Origin of the sequence: Achromobacter sp. 77 (assembly GCF_020541125.1) — a bacterium.
In the GTDB taxonomy this organism is placed as follows: Bacteria; Pseudomonadota; Gammaproteobacteria; order Burkholderiales; family Burkholderiaceae_B; genus Achromobacter; species Achromobacter mucicolens.
Map to the genome: position 1 here is coordinate 4,786,788 of NZ_CP059848.1, position 21,514 is coordinate 4,808,301.

The window sequence follows — 21,514 nt, forward strand, 5'->3', positions numbered from 1 at the left end:
AGATGTCCCTTCCCCGTCCCACCCTGGAAGCGCTGGACCAGGCCGCGCGCCGCATCGGCCTGAATCTGGACGATGCCACGCTGCGCGCCTACGGCAGCATTCTGGAGGCCACGTTTGCCGACTATGACCAGGTCGATGCGCTGATCGATCAGCCGCCGGTGGTGCGTTATCCGCGCACGCCCGGCGTGCAGCCCGAAGACAACCCGCTGAACGCCTGGTATGTGCGCACCGAGATCGACGGCCGCCCCGGCGGTCCGCTGGCGGGCAAGCGCGTGGTGCTCAAGGACAACGTCTGCCTGGCCGGCGTGCCCATGATGAACGGCTCGGCCACGCTGCGCGGCTACGTGCCCGATCAGGACGCCACCGTCGCCACGCGCATTCTGGATGCCGGCGGCCGCATTGTCGGCAAGGCCCATTGCGAGTATTTCTGCGTTTCCGGCAGCAGCCATACCAATGCCGCGGGCCCGGTGCGCAACCCGCGCAATCCCGAGCACTCGGCCGGCGGCTCGTCCTCGGGCGCGGCGGCCCTCGTCGGCGCCGGCGAGGCGGACATGGCCATCGGCACGGACCAGGGCGGGTCGGTGCGCATTCCGGCGGCCTACTCCGGCATCTACGGCATGAAGCCCACCCACGGCCTCATTCCCTATACCGGCATCATGCCCATCGAAATGACGCTGGACCACGCCGGCATCATGACGGCCAATGTGGCCGACAACGCCTTGCTGCTGGACGCCATCGCCGGCGCCGACGGACTGGACCCGCGCCAGCAATGCCTTCCCGCCGCGCGCCCGTCCTACCGGGACGCGTTGGACATGCCGCTCAAGGGGTTGCGCGTTGGCGTCGTGCCCGAGGGCTTTGGCTGGGCAAACAGTGAAAGCGAGGTCGACGAAGCGGTGCGCAAGGCGGCCCGGGAGATGGCCGCGCTGGGCGCCGACGTCATCGAGCTGCCGGTACCCCTGCACCGCAAGGGCCATGCCATCTGGACGCCGATCGCGGTCGAGGGCACCACCCAGCAGATGAAGGCCTTCAATTACGGCACCAACTGGAAGGGCCTGTATGTGACCGGCCTGATGCAGGCGCAACGCCATTGGCGCGACCACGCCGACGAGTTCCCGCACGACGTCAAGACCTGCCTGCTGGCCGGCGAATACTTCTACGCGCGCTACGGCGGCCAGTACTATGGCAAGGCGCAAAACCTCGCGCGCCGCCTGCGCCAGGCCTATGATCAGGCTTTGGACCGGGTCGACCTGCTGTTGATGCCGACCGTGCCCATGCGCGCGCCCCGTCTCATCGATGCCGGCGCGGCCCCGGACCTCTTCGTGACCCGCGCCCTTGAAATGAACGCCAACACCGCGCCCTTCGACGTCACCGGCCATCCGGCCATCTCCGTGCCCTGCGCCCTGCGCGACGGCCTGCCCGTCGGCATGATGCTGGTGGGCCGCCATTTCGACGAAACGACGCTGTATCGCGCCGCCCATGCTTTCGAGCAATCGCTCGACTGGACATCGCTGTGACCGCCACCACCGGCCATCGGGTCGGCCTGCTGTTCTCGCACGAGAGCCTGACTGCGGCCACCGAGATCACCCAGGAAAACGCCACGCTGCTGGCCATCGACGAGGTCAATGCCGCGGGCGGCATCGGCGGCGTGCCGCTGGTTCCTGTCAGCGCGCGCGTGGGCGCCCAGCCGGCCGACTATCGCCAAGCCGCCGAATGGCTCTGCGACCGCGAGCGCGTGCCGCTGATCTTCGGCACCCACATGTCCAGCACCCGCAAGGCCGTGCTGCCGGTCGTCGAAAGCCGCCGCGCGCTGCTGTTCTACGCCACGCTCTACGAGGGTTTCGAGTACTCGCCCTATTGCTTCTACGGCGGCTCGGTGCCCAACCAGAACTCGGTGCAGCTGGCCAGTTACGTGATCCGCCACTTCGGCAACCGCGTGCTCTTCATTGGTGGCCAGTACGTTTACCCGCGCGAGTCGAACCGCATCATGCGCGAGCTCTACGAGCAGGCGGGCGGCGAAGTGGTCGACGAGGTCTACCTGCCGCTGAACGCGCCCCAGGAGGACCTGGCCGATGTGCTGAAGCGCGCCGTGGCGTTGCGTCCGGACGCCATCTACTCGACCATGGTCGGCCGGGACATCGTCAAGCTGTACCGCGCCTACCGCGAGCTGGGCCTGGACCCGGCGCGCATGCCCATCGTCAGCCTGGCCACCAACGAGACCGACGTGGCGGCGCTTACCGCTGAAGAGGCAGAAGGCCACATCACGGCCGCGCCCTACTTCGCGTCCCTGAACACCGCGCCCAGCCGCCGGTTCGCCCAGGCCTACCATGCGCGCTTCGGCGAAGACAGCCCGATCACGGCAGGCGCCGAAGCCGCCTATTCCCAGGTCCATCTCGTGGCCGACGCCGCGCGCCGCGCGGGCGGTCTGGCCGTGCCCGACCTGGTGCAGGCCCTGGACGGCGCCCAGTTCGAAGCGCCCCAAGGCCTGGTCACCATCGATGGCGATACGCAGCACACCTCGCTCTGGCCGCGCATCGCGCGCCTCGATGCGCAACGCCAGTTCAAGATCATCTACGCCGCGCGGGCCGCGGTGCGGCCGGTGCCGTACCTCGTGGACCACGCGCTCGACCCCGAGGCCCTGGCGCTACCGTGACCGCCTCTCTGACCCGGCCCGGCCGCAGCACCACGGCGCTGCGCGAACTGAACGGCCTGCGCGTGCTGGTCCTGCACCCGCAGGATGCCGAATCGCGTCTGTTGATGTCGCATCTGAAACGCATCGGCTGCGTGCCGACCCAGCAATGGCCGCTGCCCGATACGCTCTGCACCGATACCGACGTGGTCGTTCTGCCCATCGAAGAAGACTATCGCGATGCCATCCAGACGCTGGCCGACAGCCTGAACGCGCTGAGCCCGCCACTGGTCGGCATCGTCGAGTACGAAAACCCCGCCACGTTGCAACTGGTGCTGCATAGCGGCTGCACCGGCGTCATCGAGCGGCCGATCCGCCCTTTTGGACTGCTGACCCAGCTGCTGCTGGCGCGCACCGCGTGGCGCCAGCAGGCCGCCACGATGGCTCACATGCGCAAGCTGGAAGGGCGTTACGCCGCGGTCAGCAAGGTCGCCACTGCCAAGACGCTGCTGATCGCGCGCGAAGGCATCACCGAAAACGAGGCGCACCGCCGAATCCAGGGGCGCGCCATGGCCACGCGATCGTCGCTCGAAGACGTGGCGCAAACCATCATCAACGAATTCTCCTGATCCCATGTCCGCCTTTTCATTTCAGACCGTCCCCCACATTCTTGTCGAACCGGGCCTGGCTCGCCGCCTGGGCGCCCTGCTGCGCGAGCGCCATGCCGGCGCGCGCGCGGTGCTCGTCACCGACAACTTTCTGAACCGCAGCGGCGCGCTGCAACCGGCGCTGGACAGCCTGGCCGCCAGCGGCTGGCAGACGCTGGTGATCGACGATGTGGTCGCCGACCCGCCCGAAGCCGTGGTGCAGGCGGCCGCGGAACGCGCCCGCGCATTCGACGCCGACGTGGTGATCGGCTTTGGCGGCGGTTCGTCCATGGACGTGGCCAAGCTGGTGGCGTTGTTGTGCAAGAGCGATCAGCCGCTGGCCGCCATGTACGGCGTCAACCAGGTGCAAGGCCAGCGCTTGCCGCTGATTCAGGTGCCGACAACGGCCGGCACAGGCTCGGAAGTCACGCCGATCTCGATCGTGACCACGGGCGCCACCACCAAAAGCGGCGTGGTCGCGACGCAGCTCTATGCCGACGCGGCCTTTCTGGATGCCGAACTGACGGTCGGCCTGCCGCCCGCCGCTACGGCCGCCACCGGCGTGGACGCGATGGTGCACGCCATCGAGGCCTACACCAGCAAACGCCTGAAGAATCCGCTGTCCGATCATCTGGCCATCCTGGCGTTGAAGCTGCTGTCCGCCAACCTGATCACCGTTTGCCGCGACGGCGCCAATCTGCAGGCGCGTTCGGACATGCTGCTGGGCGCGATGCTGGCCGGCCAGGCATTCGCCAATGCGCCCGTGGGTGGCGTGCACGCGCTGGCCTACCCCATCGGCGGCATATTCCATGTGCCGCATGGCCTGTCGAACGCGCTGGTGCTTCCTGCCGTGCTGCACTTCAATGCGCAGGCCGCGGCACCTCTCTACGCCGAGCTGGGGCAGGCGGTGGGCTTGCCGCAGGCCGCGGATGACGCCAGCGGCGCGGCCGCCTTCATCGCCTTCCTGGAAGACCTGATCCGCCAGGCCGAGTTGCCGAAGGGGCTGCGCGCCGTGGGTATCTCGGAAGCCGACCTGCCCACGCTGGCAAGCGCCGCCATGGCGCAGCAGCGCCTGCTGATGAACAACCCGCTACCCATCGATGAGGCGCAGGCGCTGGACATCTACCGCGCCGCCTACTGAGCGGCCTGCCGCGCGGCCCTCGGCGTCATTTCAGCGCCTGGATGATCACGAGCGCAAGCCACATGCCGAGCAGGCCGCCGGCCAGCCAGCGCCACCGGCCCATGCGCCGCCACGCGGCTGCCCACGCAGACGGCTCGCGGGAATGCGGTGCGCCCGCAGGCGCACCGCGGCGCTTGAGCGCGGTGCGCGCCGACTCGGCGATGCGGATACCGTAGAGATACGCACCGGTCAGGGATAGCGTGGTCAACAAGATTCCGAAAAAGCACCACAACGCCCGCACCGGCCAGCCGCCGAACGTGCCGAAATGGAGGGGGTCGGCCGCCTCGCCGATGCGCTGGTGAACATTCATGTCCTGCCCGTCGTTGCGTCCCAGGATGGCGCCCGAGGCGATCTCCACGCCAATGACGTTGGCGCGCTCGCGCAACAGCCATCCGTTTGCCTGCCCTTCCAACAGCAGCGCCTTTCCATTGGGGCTCGGCCGCACGCTGGAGATCTTCAGATCGGGCCACGCCGCCTGCGCCGCGGCGATTGCCCGGTCCACATCCTGGGCGGCCAGCGGCGCGTGCGTGGCCGCGCCCTTGAGCTGCACGATCGTTGGCGGAAGCGGCGCCTTCGCCCCCAGTGACTCAACCAGATACCAAAAGGCGGTCACGCCGATGAGCAGCATGAACCCGAGGCTCCAGACGCCCGCCAGGCGATGCACGTCGCCCCACGTCAGCCGCGGTTTGCCCTTGCGTGGCCAGGCCAGGAATCCGCGCCACCAACGCTTGTAGATGTAGAGGCTGCTGACCAGCATCAACAAAAGCGGGATCGACAGAAGGGCGACCAATGGCACGCCATATTTCGGGGGCAGCATGAGGTTGCGATGCGTGTCCCGCAGCCATCGCTGCGCGCTCCACCACGACGACTGCCCCGTCACTTGCGCGGTATGCGGATTCACCCACACCCGCAGCAATTCACCATTGTCCTGACGCATCAGCGCTTCGGCGGCAAAGCGCTCGCCGTGCGGCGCGGCCAGGCTGCGCAGGCGCAAGCCGGGGTGCGCCCGCTCCGCAGCCGCGAGCATTTCTCCCCAACTGGCCTGGCGGTCCTGGGGTGTCACGCGCATGGCGGGTTCGATCAGCCAATCGACCTCGGTCGCCACCACCGCCAGCGTCCCCGTACAGAAAATGAAGCTGAGCAGGATGCACAACTTCATGCCAATCCAGCTATGCAGATCGAACCAAAGCCTGCGGGCGGACGAACGCGTCTTGGCTGCGACGAGCGTGCCAGCGGAAGATTCAAGCGAAGACGGCATGAGACATGAACGTGATGTAAAGCGACACAAGGACGAAATTTTCGGGCGCATTGCCGCGCCCAACGCGCATTGTAGTGCTTATAATTAATCGTTGTTATTCTCATTCGCAAAGCACGTCGATCATCGATCACGCGTGCCGCCGCGCATGCATACCCACCGCTTCTCCCGCGCCCGCCGTCCTTCCATGTCCTTGAATTCCTATTCGGCACTGGCCGCCGCCATCGTGCTGGCCGCCCCCTTTGCCGCTGTCGCTCAGACTGACGATTCCCCCGTGCAACTGCCCGCCGTGCGCGTCACCGGCGACGATGACGCCGGCCAGGACGGACTCTTCAACCCGGTCGCGCCGCCAGCCGTCAACAAGTCGTCCGTTCCCCTGTCCAAGACCCCGCAGTCGATCACCGTCGTGCCGCGAGCGGTTCTGGACGCGCAGCAGTCGCAGACCCTGGCCGACGCGCTGCATAACGTGCCCGGTGTGGTCGCCAATCAGTTTGGCCGCCGCGGCTGGGACGATCTCATCATCCGCGGGCAGGTCGCCTCCGATTCCCTGTTCCTGGACGGGCTGCGCACGGCGGCAAGCAACCGTGTCGCCGAACAGCTGTTCGGTGTGGAACAAGTGGAAGTGCTGAAGGGGCCGGCCTCGCTGCTTTACGGTCAGGTCCTTCCCGGGGGCCTGGTCAACATGGTCAGCAAGCGCCCGCGCGCCGAAACCTTCGCCGAAGCGGCCACCACACTGGGCAGCCACGACTTCCGGCAGGCCACCCTGGACATGGGCACCCCGCTGTCGGACAACGGCAAGGCGGCATTTCGCGTCAATGCCCTGGCCATGAATTCGAATGACGAAACCGACCACGTGTGGTTCAAAAATCGGTTCATCGCCCCTTCGCTGTCGCTGGATCTGGGGCCGCGCACGGATTTCACCATCCTGACCAGCTACCAGGAACGTCAGTACATCCGCCAGCAGGGACTGCCAATCGTCGGGACGGTGCAGTCCAACCCCAATGGCGCCATCCCGCGTGACCGCTTCACCGGCGAGCCCGGCCAGGACCCCTATCGCGGCTACCAGAGCCGCGTGGGCTACGCGCTGACGCACCGCTTCGACAATGGCTGGACGGTCAACCAGAACGCGCGTTGGCAATCGTTCACGCTCAATGGCCAACTGGTCGCCAATGGCTTGCTGCGCGCCGACAATCGGACGCTGCGGCGCACCGCCACGGACCAGCACTGGGACGGCGACACGATCACGCTGGACACCAACGCGCAGCGCAGATTCGATACGGGATTCGGCGCCCACGACATCACGGTCGGCATGGATTACCTGCGCACGCGCGAGAACAGCCTGTCGTACAACTGCTCGGTGCGGGACCTGGACGTCTACCAACCGGTTTACGGCAGCCCCATCAACTGCCCGGCCAATCCGCGCACCGACAGCAGCACCACCGTGCGCGCGATCGGCGTGTATGCGCGCGATCAGATCGCGCTGGGCGAGCGGTGGAACGCGGTGTTCGGCCTGCGCCATGACACCGCCAGCACCTATTCGACCGACCATCTCACGCAAGCCCGCGAGGACAGCAGCGATAACGCCATCACCGGGTCGGGCGCGCTGATGTACGAGATTGCGCCCGGCGTGCGCCCCTATATCAGCTACGCCACGTCGTTCTATCCCAACAGCGGCACCAACGTCGACGGCAACACCTTCAAGCCCGAAAGCGGCAGGCAATGGGAAGCCGGCGTGAAGATCGATCTTGACGACGGCGCCACCAGCATCACGGTGGCCGCGTTCGACCTGGAGCGGCGCAACGTCCTGCAGGCGGACCCGGTGAATGACGGCTACAGCATCGCAGTCGGCAAACAGCGCACGCGCGGCGCGGAACTGGGATGGGCGTCGGACCTGGGCAATGGCCTGAGCCTCATGGGCGGCTATGCCTATCTATCGGCCGTGGTCGTGGACGACGGCGGCCAAGTGCCCTCCACCAACAACACCCGGCTCAACAGCGTGCCGCGGCACAGCTTCAACGTGACGGCGCGCTATCGGATGCAGGGCAACCTGGCCGGCTGGGAGCTGACGGGCGGCCTTCGCGCAGAAGGAAGCCGCTATACCTACGGCTACGACATTCCCGGATATCTGGTGGCCGATGCAGGCGTGGCCTATGACGCGGGGCGTTGGCGGGCGGCCCTGACGATGAACAACCTGTTCGACAAACAGTATTACGCGGGCGGCGTGCGCAACGCCGTCGCGCTGGGGAATGGACGCACCACGTTGGTCAGCCTGGCCTTGCGCTACTGACGCGACGCCCCTACCGGCAAGGGAACGACCGCGCCAGCGCCTCGCCCACCAGCGGCCCGGCGTTCCCATTCACCCGGCTATCTGGCAGTGCAGTCAGATAGCTGTGCACCCGGTCTTTCAATTCATGCGGCAGGACGCCGGTTCGGGTGCACCAGACCGTACCCTGCGTCTGATCGGCAATCCCGGTCACATAGGCCTGCGCATAGGCCGAAGAAAATTGGCGTGCCAGCGAGGCATCGCGAATCTCCGAGGGCATTTTTCCTTCCATGGCGGCGATCAGATCGGCGCCGGAAAAATGCCAGGTACGGACATCCTGCGCCTGGACGGTCACGCAGGAAAACAGCATGAAGATCGATGCCACGCGTTTCATTGTTCGACGTTCCTCTTTGAACCGGACTTCAGAATCTGACCGGAGAATAGCGTAGTCGCCACCAATCGGCCCAAAGCGGTCTGCTCGGCCTACCGCATGTGGCAGGTATCAACATACCGCGTTCCTCATAGACTCCCCGTTCAAGTCCGGCCTGCGGCCGGGCGCCTCTTGAATGCGGAGCCACTCATGACAGCACCTCGGGCGGGTCTCAGACCCGCCGACTTCCTATCCCCCACCGTCGCAGCCCTGATCTCGGTCCTGGTGAACTACGGCGGCACCTTCGTCCTGGTGTTCCAGGCGGCCGAGCTGGCCCGGTTGTCGCCGGCGCAAACCACCTCCTGGGTATGGGCGGTTTCCGTCGGGGTGGGCGTGACCGGCGCGCTGCTGAGCTGGCGGTACAAGGCGCCGATCATCACGGCATGGTCCACGCCTGGCGTCGCGTTCCTGGCAACCGTCATGCCTTTCACGCCTTATGGCGAAGTCATCGGCGCGTACATGCTTTCGGCGCTGGGCTTCATCGCGCTGGGGCTGTCGGGCGCTTTTGATAAGCTTGTGCGCAGGATCCCGGGCGGCATTGCCGCCGGCCTGCTGGCGGGCATCCTGCTGCAGTTCGGCGTCAATGCCTTCGGCGGCGCCAGCGCCGACCCCCTGCTGGTGATCGTGCTGGTGATCTCCTACGCGCTGCTCAAGCGCTTTACCTCGCGCTTTGCCGTGGTCGGCATCCTGGCCATCGGCCTGGGACTACTCATCGCGCAAGGCCGCATCGACTTCTCGGCCGTCCATCTGCGCCTGGCGGCGCCCGTGTTCGAAATGCCCAGCTTCTCGTTGCAGGCCTTGCTGGGCGTTGCGCTACCCCTTTTCATCATCACACTGACTGGCCAATACATGCCCGGCATGCTGGTGCTGCGCAACGACGGCTACCGGACCAGCGCGAATCCGATCCTGACCGTGACGGGGCTGGGGTCGCTCGTCATGGCGCCCTTTGGCGCGCACGCGTTCAATGTCGCGGCCATCACCGCCGCCATCTGCACCGGCAAGGACGCCCATGAGGATCCCGCCAAGCGATACGTCGCGGGTCTGGCCTGCGGCGTGTTCTACATCCTGGTGGGCACATTCGGCGTCACATTGGCGACGCTGTTCATGGTGCTGCCCAAGGCCTTCATCACCACGCTGGCCGGGCTTGCGCTGCTTGGCGCAATCGGCGGCAGCCTGGCCAACGCCATGGCCGACGCACGCACCCGGGAAACGGCGCTCATCACCTTCCTGGCCACCGCCGCGAACGTGACCCTGCTGGGCGTGGGCGGCGCATTCTGGGGGCTGGTGGCCGGCCTGACCGCACACCTGCTGATGCATGGCGGCCGGGCCTTCATGCTTCCCCGTGAAGGCCAATCAGGCGCATGACAACGCGTTCGACAGACGCAGAACCGCTTCCTCAATCTCGTAGGCCGTCAGCGACGCATAGCCCAACAGCCAGCCCGGCTGCTTGAACTCGCCCGCATACAGGCGGCTCAGCCCGGGCAGGCGCAGACCGGCGCGCTCTGCCAGACGGAGGGTCTTTTCCTCGGTCCAGCCTGGCTGAAGCAGGCATGGAATCTGCAAGCCGCCCGGCGGACGCACGGCCTGCACGACGCCGTCCAGCCGTTTTACCAGCGACGCCAGCAGCACCTCGCGTCGTCCCGCGTACAGCTTGCGCATCGCCCGCACGTGCGTGTGGTAATGACCGTCTTCCATGAAGCGGGCCAGCGTCAGCTGCAGTATCTGCGGCGTGTGTCCGTCCATGATGCTGCGCGCCCGTGAAAAGGCGTCGACCAGTTCCAGCGGCAGCGCCATGTATCCCATCCTGAGGCCGGGATACAGCGTCTTGCTGAACGTGCCCAGGTACAGGGTGCGTTGATGCCGGTCCAGGCCCTGCACGCAAGCGGTTGGCAACCCGTCGTAATGGAATTCGCTGTCGTAGTCGTCCTCGATGATCCACTTGCCATGGCTTGCGGCCCAACCGATCAGCGCCAGCCTGCGTTCCAGCGACAACGTCACACCGGTCGGATACTGGTGCGACGGCGTCACGTACACGCAACTGGCGCCGCTGCGGTCCGCGTGCAACAGATCCGTGCGTATGCCCTGCGCATCGACGTCGATGGGTACGATCCGCGTCTCCGCGGCTTCGAACGCCTTGCGGGCGCCGAAGTAGCCGGGATTCTCCATCAGGATGGGCGTGTCCGCGTCCGCCAGCAGTTGCGCGCACAGATAGAGGGCTTGCCGGGTGCTGCTCAGCACCAGCACCTGCTCGGGCAACACCTTGGCGCCGCGCTCCAGGTTCAGGTAGGCCGCGATCGCGCGGCGCAGCGGTTCGGCGCCCTGCGGGTCGCCATGCAGCAGCACGTGGGCGCGGTTGTCCTTCATGACCTGGCGCTGCAGGCGCTCCCAGACGCCGGTGGGAAACGTGCGCGTCTCGGGCAGTCCGGTGGCGAACGCCTTGATGACCTGCTGGTCGGAAACGCCGCCGCTCTCCAGGATCGCCCGCCCGCGCCGGCTCAGGCCTGTGCCGGGCTGCACGGCGCCCGGCTGGCGCGCAAGCGTTGCCCGCTTGCGCGTCGCGCCCCGCAGCTCGATGCCCACCGTCTCGGACACATAGCTGCCCGAGCCCTCGCGGCGGACGATGTAGCCGTCGCGGTGCAGTTGCACATAGGCGTTTTCGACGGTGTCGCGCGACACGCCCAGCGACTTGGCCAGGCCGCGCGTCGCGGGCAGCTTGACCCCCGGGCCCAGCGCGCCGTCCAGGATCAGCGCCCGCAGCGCCCGTTGGATGCGCTGATGCAGGTCCAATCGCTGGAGCGCCGCCTCGCTCATCCGAATCTTGAGCGTGTCCAGCTGGAATGTCGTTGCCATGAGGTCGCGTAACGGCCTGCCGCCGCCCTCAGCCCCGCTTGCCGAACAGCAGGGCCAGGCCGAACACCGCGCCAAGCCCGCCCACCACCGCCAGCGAAATCGACGGTTCGCGCAGGTTCAGGGCCATGATGGCCGAGCCCGCGCCCAAGGCCGTGATCACGCCGCCCACCAGACGCCCGCCCATCGATCCGTAGAAATGCGTGCGGCGCGCGGCCGCCGTGCCCGCCGGCTGCCGCGCCTGCCACGCCGCCAGCGCCGCTTCAAATTCGCGCAGCAGCCTTTCGCGGCTGGGCAAGTCCGCCGGGCTGACCAGCAGCGTGGGCAGGCCGGGACGGACCAGTTTCAGGTAGTCGTCCGTGCCCCAACTGCTCAGGTCGGCAAAGGGGATGGGCGACCGGCGTGAAAACTCCAGGCCATCCGGCGTCACCCTGACGGCGTTGCGCGTGGGAAAGCCCTTGAATGCCACCAGCGGCGGCACCAGCAGGCCCAGCACGGCCAGCGCCGCGCCCAACCCGATCGGCCCCCGGTTCAGCACCACCAGCATGAAGCTGCCCGCCGCCAGCACGAACGCCAGCGGCACCGACAACTGATGCCATCGCGTGTACACCGCCGCCTGGATCCCTTCACTGCTTTTCATGCTTGCCGCCCATGCTGGTCTGTCGTTTGCGAAATCATCCGGCAAATTGCCGGGTCAATTGCTTGCTTTTATCAGATTGGAGCCGTTGCCGCCCATCGGCACCGAGCGGATGTCGGGCATGCGGTCCGGATCGGGCCAGTATTCGATCTTGATGATCGCTTCCTGGAAGATGTCGTCATCGACCAGCACTTCGGTGCGCAGCACCGCGCAGCCATTGCTGACGTTGAACTTCACGACCTCTTCCCACGGTTTGCTCGTGAACTCGATGGGTTGGCTCCGGTCCTTGCGTATCCAGCGCCACGCATCGGCCCACCCCGGGCGCGAGGCCATGTTGTCCACGTACTTGTCCATGCGGTCGGCCCACGTTTCCGGCTTGGGCCGGCCTTGCACAAGCTGCGCATTGGAGGGACCGCGCGGCTGCAATTCGGGGTCATTCGAACGCATCGACCCCTTGCTGGACACCACGGCGCTCACGCCCTCGCCCACCAGCTTCAGGCTGTAGGCGTAGTCGCTGTGCTCGGTATAACCGGGCATCACCACCTCCAGCACCAGCCGGTCGCGGCCAAAAATTTCGCCTTGCCACAGGCCCTTCCAGTCCAGCGTCACGCGCACGCCGAACACCGCGCGGTTGAACTCGTAAAGTTCCTCTTCGCGGTTCTCGTACAGCGGGCGGTCCTCCACGTTTTCAAACGCCGCCGAGCGCATGCAGCATCGGGTGAACCAGATCTCCAGTTCGCTGTCCTTGGCGCTATCGCCCCAGAACTTGAAGTACAGGCCGGCCGCAAGCAGGCACAGGCCCAGCACGATCCAGCCCCAGACCGGAATCCCCAGCAGCACCGTGCCGCCGCTGGTCAATCCGACCATCGCGCTGCCAAACCCGCCAGCCCCCGCCACCACGCCGGCCGCGCTGAATGCGCCGCCCAGGCTGACCAGCGCCGTCGCCACGCCGGTCAGGCCGGACAACAACAGGAACATCGAGGACGTCGCATACGCGCCGCCGGCCTCGTAGTTCTTGACGTCGTACTGGTCCACGGCGCTGAGCGCGTTGTTGGCGCCATCCACAAACGTGGCCGCCGCCGCGAACACCGCGCCCGCCGTGCGCACAGTGGCCAGACGCATGTTCAGGGTCAGGTTCATCGAATACGCGGTATTCGTGCCCACACGCGCGCCGATCGCGCCCGCCGTGGCTTCGATCGCCACGCTGCCCACGCCCAGCACGCCGGACGTGATGCCGAACCAGGCCTTGCGCGCCGCCTTCGCATCGCCGATGGCGTCGGCCTTGTTCAAGTCCGACACAGACGTGTACAGGGCCACCAGCGTCAACACGCCTGTCGCGCTCGCGTTCTGGCCGTCCCGTGTCTTGGCCCACTTGACCAGCCCGGCCAGCGGCGACATCGTGGGCGCCGGCAAGGCCAGCACCCTGGGCGGCGAAGGCAGGGACAACTGCGGCGAGGCCGCGGGGCGAGAAGGCGGCGGCGCGTTGGCGGCCGCGTTCAACTGCGCATCGACCTCCTCGGGAATGATGTAGTTGATGGTCAGCGGGGTGGAGCGTTCGGCCTGCGTGCCGATCCAGCCGGACTGCATGTGCTTGTTCGCGTAGATCCCGCCTCCGCCACCGACCGTGACCGACGTCAGATTCGGCTCCCAGACGATCTGGTGCATGTCCGCGATCATTCGCGGCAGCGTCGTCGTATGCGTGCGCACCGCCACCACGATGTTCATGCGCGCCGACACGGACAACGTGACGCGCGCCGCCACCCGTTCGGCGATGGGGTCGCCCGACAGGGTCAGGCGCAGAAGCTGCGTGGCCATGAAGCGGCCAATCGCCGAGCCCGCCGCCCGCATGGGCGGCAGCTTGCCGTCGGCCGCCCGCAACTTGATCCAATCGTTGTAGCTCTTGACCATCTTGCGCAGGTTGGACACCTGCTTGGAGATCACCTTGCCTTTGCCCTCCCGGTTCAGGAAGGCCAGCAAGTCGCCATCGTTGCCCGCCAGCGACCGCCATATCGCCTCGTACGTGCCGTCGACCATGTCCTCGTCTTTCAGCGAGTCGTCGATGGCCTTGTGCTCGCTGGCCACCGCGCCCGCGCCATCGACGCACATCGCCATGTCGTCTTCCAGGCGCTCGCCGGCGGCGGCGTCCTTGGGCGAATACGCCTTGCACGCCAGCCAGAACGTATCTCGGCCATACCACCAGGCCCAGTCCTTGCCCGCACCCTCGATCTTGTCGCGCATGCGGGCAATGGCCGCCTTGTTTTCGCTGAGCGTCCTGGTGACCTTGCCGGTATCGATGCGCTCGCGCAAGCGCTGGCGTTCGTCGCTGGACGAGTCCATCTGCTTTTCCAGCCCGTCGATGATCTGCGCCACCGCCACTTCGCGCAGCCGGGTCGGCTCCAGATGATGCTCGGCCAGCTCGCCCATGCACTTGTTGCGCCACGTGGAAATGTCGGCCAGCACGCCCACCGGATCGCGCAGCGCCAGCGCCACGCCGCCCTTGGGGGTCATCTGCCGCATCTTGCCGGCCATCGCCGCGGCCTGCCCGCCAAACAGGCTGACGCCGGGGGTCAGCGTGTTGGAAAACAAGGTCGCCGCGCCGGCGGCGTCCCGGAACTCGATCGAATGCTTGGCCAGATTGGCGCCATCTTCCGCCACGCGAAAGCCCGTTTCGGGCTTGGGGTAGCCCCCCGCCCAGACAGCCTTGGCGTCCAGCTCCACCATGACCTTCTTGCGCCAGCGATCATTGCGCGTCAGCTCGCGGCGGATATCCTGCGTCCACCACACGCGCGAATAGCCGACCCACACGCTGCGCGACGCGTTTGCGGGCGCCTCGACGTTGATCAACGCCGATTCCAGGCCGTGGCCTTCGCGCGTGCACGTGAACGTCGGTTGCTCGGACGGACGGTTGTCGTCGTCAACCGGCACTTCCTTCATCTGCCCCGTTGCCGTGGCCGCGAACGCGCGCCAGCCGTAGCTGCGGCGCGGATCCCAAAGGTACACGTAGCCAGCCGTGATGGCGCGCAGCATGTAGGCGCCCTGGCGCATGGTCTCGTAGTACAGCTCGGGATCCGTGTACACGCCGTCGGGCAAATCGTTCTTGCCGCCCGGCACGTACGCAATTCGCATCGGCAGGATGGGCAGCCCCGGCCGGCCGCAGAACTTGCCCTTGCAGGGCAACGCGTCGTAGTCAGTCGTCATGCTTGCAGATCCTCCCGCGCCTGCGCCTCTTGCGCAAACCGCTGCCAATCCTCGTCGTCCATGTCCTGCGAGGCGCCGCGCAGGCGGCCGCCTTCTTCTTGCACCTCGCGCAGCAAGGCCGCAAACGACGGCGCACGTTCCAGCGGCGCGTCCAGGCGCACTCGCCAGGCGGCGAACAGCGCCGCGTCCTCATCGTCGTCAATCCCGCACTCCGCGGCCGCGTCCAGCGCTCGGCGAACCGCGTCCAGCACGGACGGCCCCACGCACAGGCCTTTCGCATTCAAGCGCTGCAGCACCGCGTTGATACGCCCCAGCCGCGCAAGGCGCGGCCAGTCAGGCGTCACGGTCTGCATCGGACCCGGCACATCCGGCAGCACCTGCCAGCGCGCAAAGCCGTCCACCGTCATCCACGTGACGCCCGGTATCCATGAGGCGGGCGCCGTGCCCGCGTACAGCTCGCTCTGGTATTGCGTGGTGCGCGGGTCCCAGAATCGCAGGATGCGCACGCGCGCCTGCGCGTCGCGCAAACGGGCGCGCAGCGCCAGCCGCTGCGCCACTTCGGCCAGCGGCAGGTCGGTGGCCAGCCACGCCGCCATCGACCGAGGCCGCTTGGCGGCGGGCGCGGGACGCAAGGCTTCGTCCACCGCCACGCGGAGGCTGGCGTTGATCAGCCGCTCATGGCGGATCTCGTCCGGCACCTCTGCCAGATACAGCGGCGGCGCGGCCGCACCCTGCGAGATCAGCTCGACCTCGCGCCGCGCCAATCCCGCAGCCGCGATGTCGTCGGCCAGCGGATCGGCCAACGTGGAATCGCACAAGAGCAGCACGCGCCGGCTGGCGCGGCCGTCCAGCACGGCCCGCAAGCCCGCGATGGCGCGTTCGACACAGTCCTCGGCGCGCGGCGGCTCCCAACGTGCTTGAGACGCTTGCGCCAGGCGGGGCGTTGACGATGCCATCATGCCGCCAATGCGCCGCTGCCGGCCGCGTCTTCGAGCGCCGCGGCGCAGCCTTCCATATCGCCCTGCGGCGGTTGCGCCGGGCCGGTACCGCTTTGCGGTCCCACCCAGTTGTGCACACCCGCCTTCAATTCCACCTTGCCGGGCGCATGCAATTGAATCCCGCCGCCCTCGATCCGCATGTACGCGCCGGCCGCCGTGGCCAGCACCTTTTTCGATGCGTTCACGTCCACCGCGCCTTGGGCCGAGGCCAGCGTCACCGACTTCTCGGCGGCCAGGCGCATGCGCGCCTTCTGGCTTTGCATCCGCAACTGCCCGCCTGCCGCGTGCAACCGGATCCCTTTCTCCGGCACGGCCCGGCCGTCGCCGCCCAAGCCTTTGGTGAACAAGACCACGCCCTGCGCCACGCACAGAGACAGGTGCGCGCCCGCGGCCCAGTTCACATCCGGCGCCACTTGGCACAAGGTGGCGCCCGCCACGGCAAACGCATTTTTCGGCGTGTACTGGCCAATGCCCTTCGGGGCGCTGACCTGGATGTGCGGCAGGCTGTACGCCGGCACCTGCACGTCTTCCTCGGCGCGGGTGCCTTCGATGATCTTGCGCACGGCGTCCAGTTCATCCAGCGGACGCGTCTTGTCGCCGTCACCGTCCAGCTTCGCTTCCTGGCGCGCCGCCGTGGCCGACAGCGCTTTGGCCTGCTCGATGGCCTTTTCCATCTGCTGGATGGCCGGCTCGCTATCGAGCAGGCCGCCTGTCGCGCCTTCGCGCTTGTCCGCGCTGATCAGCAGGCCCTCGCCCGCGCGCAACGCCACGGCCTCGCTGGTCGCCAGTTCCGCGCCATGTCCCAGGTCCGACAGACGCTCGTTGTCGCGCTGCTGCTTCAGGTGGCCCAGGTTCAGCCGCGCCTCCGCCTGCGTGGTCGATGCCGTCAGGCGGGACTGTCCCGGCGTGTCGTCCTGCACCAACTGGTTGTAGCCGCCCATGCCCTGCCCGCTATCGGCCAGCGCCTGTGTCTTGAAGCCCGACATCACCACGTTGTGCGCGTGCCCGGCCTCGCTGCCCGCGAACCAGGCCGGCGCGTTGCCGGTGGCCTTGGCCGCGCCGGCCTGCACCTGGTTGTTGGCGGCGTTCTCGCTGCCCGCGCCGTTATACAGCGCGCCCACCACCACCGGCCGGTCGATGTCGCCGTGCATGAACTGCACCAGCACCTCCTGTCCCAGGCGGGGCACGAAGTGACCGCCCCAGTCCGATCCCGCCACCGGTTCGGCCACGCGCACCCACGTGCCCAGCGCGTCGCTGGCCGGCGCGTTGTCTTCGCCCGCGGGATGATCCTGGCGATTGCTGGACGCGCTGCCGCGCTGCCAATGGAATTGGATCTTGATGCGGTGGTCGCGGTCCGTATGGACCGGATCGTTCGCCCCGACCACCAGCGCCGTCTGCGCGCCGTGCACGGTGGGACGGGGATGCAGGCGTGCGCCGTGGCCATCCACCGTGCTGGGGCGGTACTCCAGCGTGGCGGCAATCGCCTCGAAGCGGTTGCGATAGAAATCCGCTCCGGCGTCTTCGGCGTTGCGCGGGCCCTGGTTTTCCCCTGCCGCGCCCAGGGCGTCGGCCACCGCGCGGCCCAGGCTTTCATCGAAATTGTTGCGGGCCTCGTGCGCGATGCGCAGCACCACAAATTCGGCGCCCGCCCCCTGCGACGGCCCGAAATGCCCCGTCAGCGTAAAACGCTGCCCCGGCGCCAGCGTGCGCACGGTGCCCTCGCCTTCCTGCAACGACTGGCGCACCCGCTGCGCGGCCAACGCGTTGTGCGCAAGCCGCTCGCCCTGGGCGCCGTCTTCGAACAGATACTGACCCGGGTAGTCCGAATCCGCCAGTTCCACGGCGTTGGCCAGTTTGTCCTCGACCTGCGCGCTGACCCGCCGCGCCTGCATCGCGCGGTAATCCCACGTGGCCAGCCGCACGGCGTTGGTGCGCCACGCGCGGCGCTGGCGCCACGCCTGGATGGTGTCTTCGGTTTCGGTCGCGTCCGCGCGCTGGAATTTGATGCTGTCCTGCGGCCCGCCCTTGAATGCGCCGTTGTGGTCGGCAATAACCACGGTATGGCCGCCTGGCGCGCCGTCACCGGCTTCGTGCTCGACCCAATAGAAGAGCCCCTCTTCGGCCAGCAGCCGCTCGACAAAGGCGAAGTCGGTCTCGCGGTACTGAATCGTCAGGCTCCGCTTGGCGTAAGCGTCCCGGTCCTTCACCTCCCAGCGCCACTGCGCCGCCACCGCGCCCTGCCCGTTGTAGTCGCCGAACACGCTGTCCACGATGTCGATCACCGACAAGTCCTGGAAGGCGAAGCTGTCGCGGCGCTGGCGCAGCAGCGCCAGCCACGGCTCGACGCGCAGCCGGTAGCGCGCGAAGCCGCCATTGGCCCCTTCAAAGCGCGCCTCCGTCACCAGGCCGCACCACACGCGGTGCGCGTCGCGGCCCAAGGCCGTTTGCAGCTTTACCTGCGCCGGCTGGCCGATCAGCGACTTCAACGGCACATGCGCATCGTCCGACAGCGCATCGACCATCAGCGCAAAGCCGCCATCGCTCAGTTGCTCGGTGCCCTGAAGACGCTCGGCCAGCAGCTTGTCCGGCCCCAGCGGCGTGCACAGGTCGAGCAGGCGGTCGGCCTGCGTGAAGCCCGCGCCCAACGGGCTGGCGGCGGCAAGTGTCTGAGCCATGTTGGCGTAACCTCTCTGTCTTGAATCAGCTCATGCGGAAGCGGAATTCGCCGTTCTTGCCCGCACTGACACGGATCTTGGCGATCGCCTCTCCTTGCGCCATGCGGCTGAGGACCTGTCCGGCAATCTCGGGCAGCAGCGTTCCATTGAGGATGTGATCGACATTGCGCGCCCCCGTGTCCACTTCGGTGCAGCGGGCCAGCACCGCCTCGACCAGCGCCTCATCCCATTCGAACACCGCGCGGTGCGTGGCCGCCACGCGGCGTGCGATGCGGCCCAGCTTCAGTTCGATGATGTGCGCCAGCGCGTCATCGTCCACGGGGAAAAAAGGAATGGTCTTCATGCGGCCCAGGAAGGCCGGCTTGAAGGCCTTGTACAACTGCGGCATCAACAGCTCGGACAAGGCGTCCGGCGTCGGGCGCTCCGCGGCCGGCTTGTTCAGGCATGCCTGCATGATGGCGCTGGAGCCGACGTTCGACGTCAGGATGATAAGCGTGTTGCGGAAGTCGATCTCGCGCCCCTCCGCGTCGTCCATCACCCCCTTGTCAAAGACCTGGAAGAACAGCTCCAGCACATCGGGGTGGGCCTTTTCGATTTCATCCAGCAACACCACGCTATAGGGCTGGCGGCGCACCGCCTCGGTCAGCACGCCGCCTTCGCCGTAGCCCACATAGCCCGGCGGCGAACCCTTCAGGCCCGAAATGCTGTGGGCCTCCTGGTACTCGCTCATGTTGATCGTGACGAGCTTGCGCTCGCCGCCGTACAGAATGTCGGCCAGCGCCAGCGCGGTCTCGGTCTTGCCCACGCCCGACGGGCCCACGAACAGGAACACGCCCTTGGGCTTGTCCGGGTCTTCCAGCCCGGCGCGCGCCGTGCGAACGCGCTGCGCGATGGCCTCCAGCGCGTGGTCCTGCCCGATCACGCGTTCGGCCAGCAGCGGCTGCAATTGCAGCACCGTGCGAATCTCGTCGTTGACCATGCGGCCCAGCGGAATCCCGGTCCATGCCGAGATGATCTCGGCCACGATCTGCGCGTCCACGCAGGCCGGCACCAAGGGCTGTTCGCCTTGCAACGCCCGCAGCTCGTCCATCAAGCCCGCCAGACGCTGCTGCGCGGGGGTCAGCGGCACCGCTTGCGCGGCCTTGCGGCGCGACGAGGACGGCGGCGGCGGCGCCTTCTCCGCGGACGCCTCAGCGGCCGCTTCCTGCGGCGCGGCTTCCAGCTCCGCACGCAAGGCGTGTATCCGCGCCACCAGGTCCATTTCCGCCGCGTGGCGCGACTCGGCATCGGCCAAGGTCTGCGTGACCGCCGCGATCTCGTCGCGCAATTCATCCAGGCACGCGTGCGACGCGCCCGTGGCGGCTTCGCGCTGCAACGCCGCCTGTTCGGCGCCAAGGCGCGTCAGGCGATGCCGCGCATCATCGATCAAGGCCGGCGTGGCGCTGCGGCCCAACGCCACGCGCGCGCATGCCGTATCCAGCACACTGACCGCCTTGTCGGGCAGTTGGCGGCCGGTGATGTAGCGATGCGACAGTCTGGCCGCCGCGCTGATCGCCTCGTCCAGGATGCGCACACCGAAATGGCGCTCCATCAGCGGCGCCATGCCGCGCAACATCGATGCGGCCAGCGTCTCGTCCGGTTCCTCCACCTTGATCACCTGGAAGCGGCGCGCCAGCGCGGCGTCCTTCTCGAAGAACTTCTTGTATTCGCTCCAGGTTGTGGCGGCGATGGTGCGCAGTTCACCGCGCGCCAGGGCCGGCTTGAGCAGGTTGGCCGCGTCGTTCTGCCCCGCCTGCCCGCCCGCGCCGATCATGGTGTGGGCTTCATCGATGAACAGGATGATGGGCGACGGACTCTTCTTGACCTCGTCGATGACGTTCTTCAAGCGGTTTTCGAACTCGCCCTTGACGCTGGCGCCCGCCTGCAGCAGACCCATGTCCAGCGTGCGCAGCGTCACCTCGGCCAGCGCAGGCGGCACGTCGCCCGACACAATCCGCAGCGCCAACCCCTCGACCACCGCCGTCTTGCCCACGCCCGCCTCGCCGGTCAGGATGGGGTTGTTCTGCCGCCGCCGCGTCAGGATGTCGATCATCTGGCGGATTTCGGCGTCCCGTCCGATCACCGGGTCGATCTTGCCCTCGCGGGCGCGTTCGGTCAGGTTCGTGGTGTATTGGTCCAGGGCCGGGGTCGCCGACAGCGCGGGCGCCGGTTGGCCAGCGTCGCCCTGCGGCCCCGCGCCATCGGCAAAACCCACGGCTTGCCCGGCCTCTTCCGAACCGGCCGTCAAGGCGGCAAAGTCATGCTTTAACGCATCCAGCCGGAACGACTCGAACAGCGTCGAGCCGCGCCGCGCCAATTGCGCCAGATCGGGCTCGGTCAGCAGGGCCAGCAACAGGTGGCCGGACCGGATGCGCGTCGTCTGGGTATCAAGCGACGCAATCAGCCACGCATGTTCAAACAGCTTGGGCAGATGCGGTGAAAACACCGGCGTGCGCGTATTGCCGTTCTTGAAGCGGCCGATCTCCGCATTCAGGTCCGCCTCCAACGCGTCGGTCTTGATGTGGCAACGCTGCGCGATGACGCTCACGTCGCTGGCCGGCTTTTCCAGCAAGGCCAGAAACAGATGCTCCAGATCCACTTCGTAGTGGCCTTGCGCCATGCACAGGCTGGCGGCGCGTTCGGCGGCCTGGCGGCAGGTCTGGTTGAGCTTTCCGATCAAGGTCTTCAGCGGTGTGGCCATAAGTGTCTGAGGGTGATG

The 21,514-nt window shown here is 67.4% G+C and carries 14 protein-coding genes; 6 read left to right on the plus strand and 8 right to left on the minus strand.

What is annotated here, in order from left to right; translation table 11 throughout:
- Positions 1 to 2: 2 nt before the first annotated feature.
- Genes H4P35_RS22205 through H4P35_RS22220 form a run of 4 tightly spaced genes read left to right on the plus strand, consistent with a single transcriptional unit; the run spans position 3 to position 4,414 of the window.
- Positions 3 to 1,514, plus strand: a complete 1,512-nt coding sequence (locus tag H4P35_RS22205) for an amidase (RefSeq protein ID WP_226847036.1) — start codon at positions 3 to 5, stop codon at positions 1,512 to 1,514.
- Positions 1,511 to 2,650, plus strand: coding sequence for a transporter substrate-binding domain-containing protein (locus tag H4P35_RS22210; protein ID WP_226847037.1), 1,140 nt, complete (start codon positions 1,511 to 1,513; stop codon positions 2,648 to 2,650). Before H4P35_RS22205 ends, H4P35_RS22210 begins: the two co-directional genes overlap by 4 nt.
- The gene (locus H4P35_RS22215) at positions 2,647 to 3,255 is read left to right on the plus strand and encodes an ANTAR domain-containing response regulator (RefSeq protein ID WP_180097882.1); all 609 of its coding nucleotides are present in this window, start codon (positions 2,647 to 2,649) and stop codon (positions 3,253 to 3,255) included. Before H4P35_RS22210 ends, H4P35_RS22215 begins: the two co-directional genes overlap by 4 nt.
- Positions 3,256 to 3,259: 4 nt before the next feature.
- A complete protein-coding gene (locus H4P35_RS22220) occupies positions 3,260 to 4,414 on the plus strand; it encodes an iron-containing alcohol dehydrogenase (RefSeq protein WP_226847038.1) in 1,155 nt (384 codons plus the stop codon).
- A 25-nt stretch (positions 4,415 to 4,439) separates the two neighbouring features.
- Here H4P35_RS22220 and H4P35_RS22225 read toward each other — a convergent pair whose 3' ends face one another.
- Positions 4,440 to 5,612 (minus strand): PepSY domain-containing protein, encoded by a 1,173-nt coding sequence (locus H4P35_RS22225; protein WP_255616179.1) that lies wholly within the window; start codon positions 5,610 to 5,612, stop codon positions 4,440 to 4,442.
- Positions 5,613 to 5,895: 283 nt separating this feature from the next.
- Here H4P35_RS22225 and H4P35_RS22230 point away from each other — a divergent pair, with 283 nt between their 5' ends.
- Positions 5,896 to 7,995, plus strand: a complete 2,100-nt coding sequence (locus H4P35_RS22230) for a TonB-dependent siderophore receptor (protein WP_226847039.1) — start codon at positions 5,896 to 5,898, stop codon at positions 7,993 to 7,995.
- A 10-nt stretch (positions 7,996 to 8,005) separates the two neighbouring features.
- Here the strand turns inward: H4P35_RS22230 and H4P35_RS22235 are convergent, their stop codons facing one another.
- Complete coding sequence (locus tag H4P35_RS22235) at positions 8,006 to 8,365, minus strand: Rap1a/Tai family immunity protein (protein ID WP_226847040.1); 360 nt, start codon at positions 8,363 to 8,365, stop codon at positions 8,006 to 8,008.
- A gap of 186 nt (positions 8,366 to 8,551) precedes the next feature.
- Here H4P35_RS22235 and H4P35_RS22240 point away from each other — a divergent pair, with 186 nt between their 5' ends.
- Positions 8,552 to 9,766 carry a benzoate/H(+) symporter BenE family transporter gene (locus tag H4P35_RS22240; protein ID WP_226847041.1) on the plus strand — a complete coding sequence of 405 codons (1,215 nt, stop codon included), beginning with the start codon at positions 8,552 to 8,554 and terminating at the stop codon, positions 9,764 to 9,766.
- Here H4P35_RS22240 and H4P35_RS22245 read toward each other — a convergent pair.
- From H4P35_RS22245 to tssH, 6 genes are read right to left on the minus strand one after another with little or no spacing between them, the layout of a single operon-like run.
- Positions 9,755 to 11,251 carry a PLP-dependent aminotransferase family protein gene (locus tag H4P35_RS22245; protein ID WP_226847042.1) on the minus strand — a complete coding sequence of 499 codons (1,497 nt, stop codon included), beginning with the start codon at positions 11,249 to 11,251 and terminating at the stop codon, positions 9,755 to 9,757. The two genes, H4P35_RS22240 and H4P35_RS22245, sit on opposite strands and share 12 nt — an antisense overlap.
- Positions 11,252 to 11,279: 28 nt before the next feature.
- Complete coding sequence (locus H4P35_RS22250) at positions 11,280 to 11,888, minus strand: hypothetical protein (RefSeq protein WP_226847043.1); 609 nt, start codon at positions 11,886 to 11,888, stop codon at positions 11,280 to 11,282.
- A gap of 54 nt (positions 11,889 to 11,942) precedes the next feature.
- Positions 11,943 to 15,083, minus strand: coding sequence for a T6SS effector BTH_I2691 family protein (locus H4P35_RS22255; RefSeq protein ID WP_226847044.1), 3,141 nt, complete (start codon positions 15,081 to 15,083; stop codon positions 11,943 to 11,945).
- Complete coding sequence (locus H4P35_RS22260; protein WP_226847045.1) at positions 15,080 to 16,042, minus strand: DUF4123 domain-containing protein; 963 nt, start codon at positions 16,040 to 16,042, stop codon at positions 15,080 to 15,082. The genes H4P35_RS22255 and H4P35_RS22260 overlap by 4 nt, the downstream gene beginning before the upstream one ends.
- Positions 16,039 to 18,756 carry a type VI secretion system Vgr family protein gene (locus H4P35_RS22265; RefSeq protein ID WP_226847046.1) on the minus strand — a complete coding sequence of 906 codons (2,718 nt, stop codon included), beginning with the start codon at positions 18,754 to 18,756 and terminating at the stop codon, positions 16,039 to 16,041. The genes H4P35_RS22260 and H4P35_RS22265 overlap by 4 nt, the downstream gene beginning before the upstream one ends.
- A gap of 25 nt (positions 18,757 to 18,781) precedes the next feature.
- Positions 18,782 to 21,496 (minus strand): type VI secretion system ATPase TssH, encoded by a 2,715-nt coding sequence (tssH, locus tag H4P35_RS22270; protein ID WP_226847047.1) that lies wholly within the window; start codon positions 21,494 to 21,496, stop codon positions 18,782 to 18,784.
- Positions 21,497 to 21,514 lie beyond the last annotated feature (18 nt).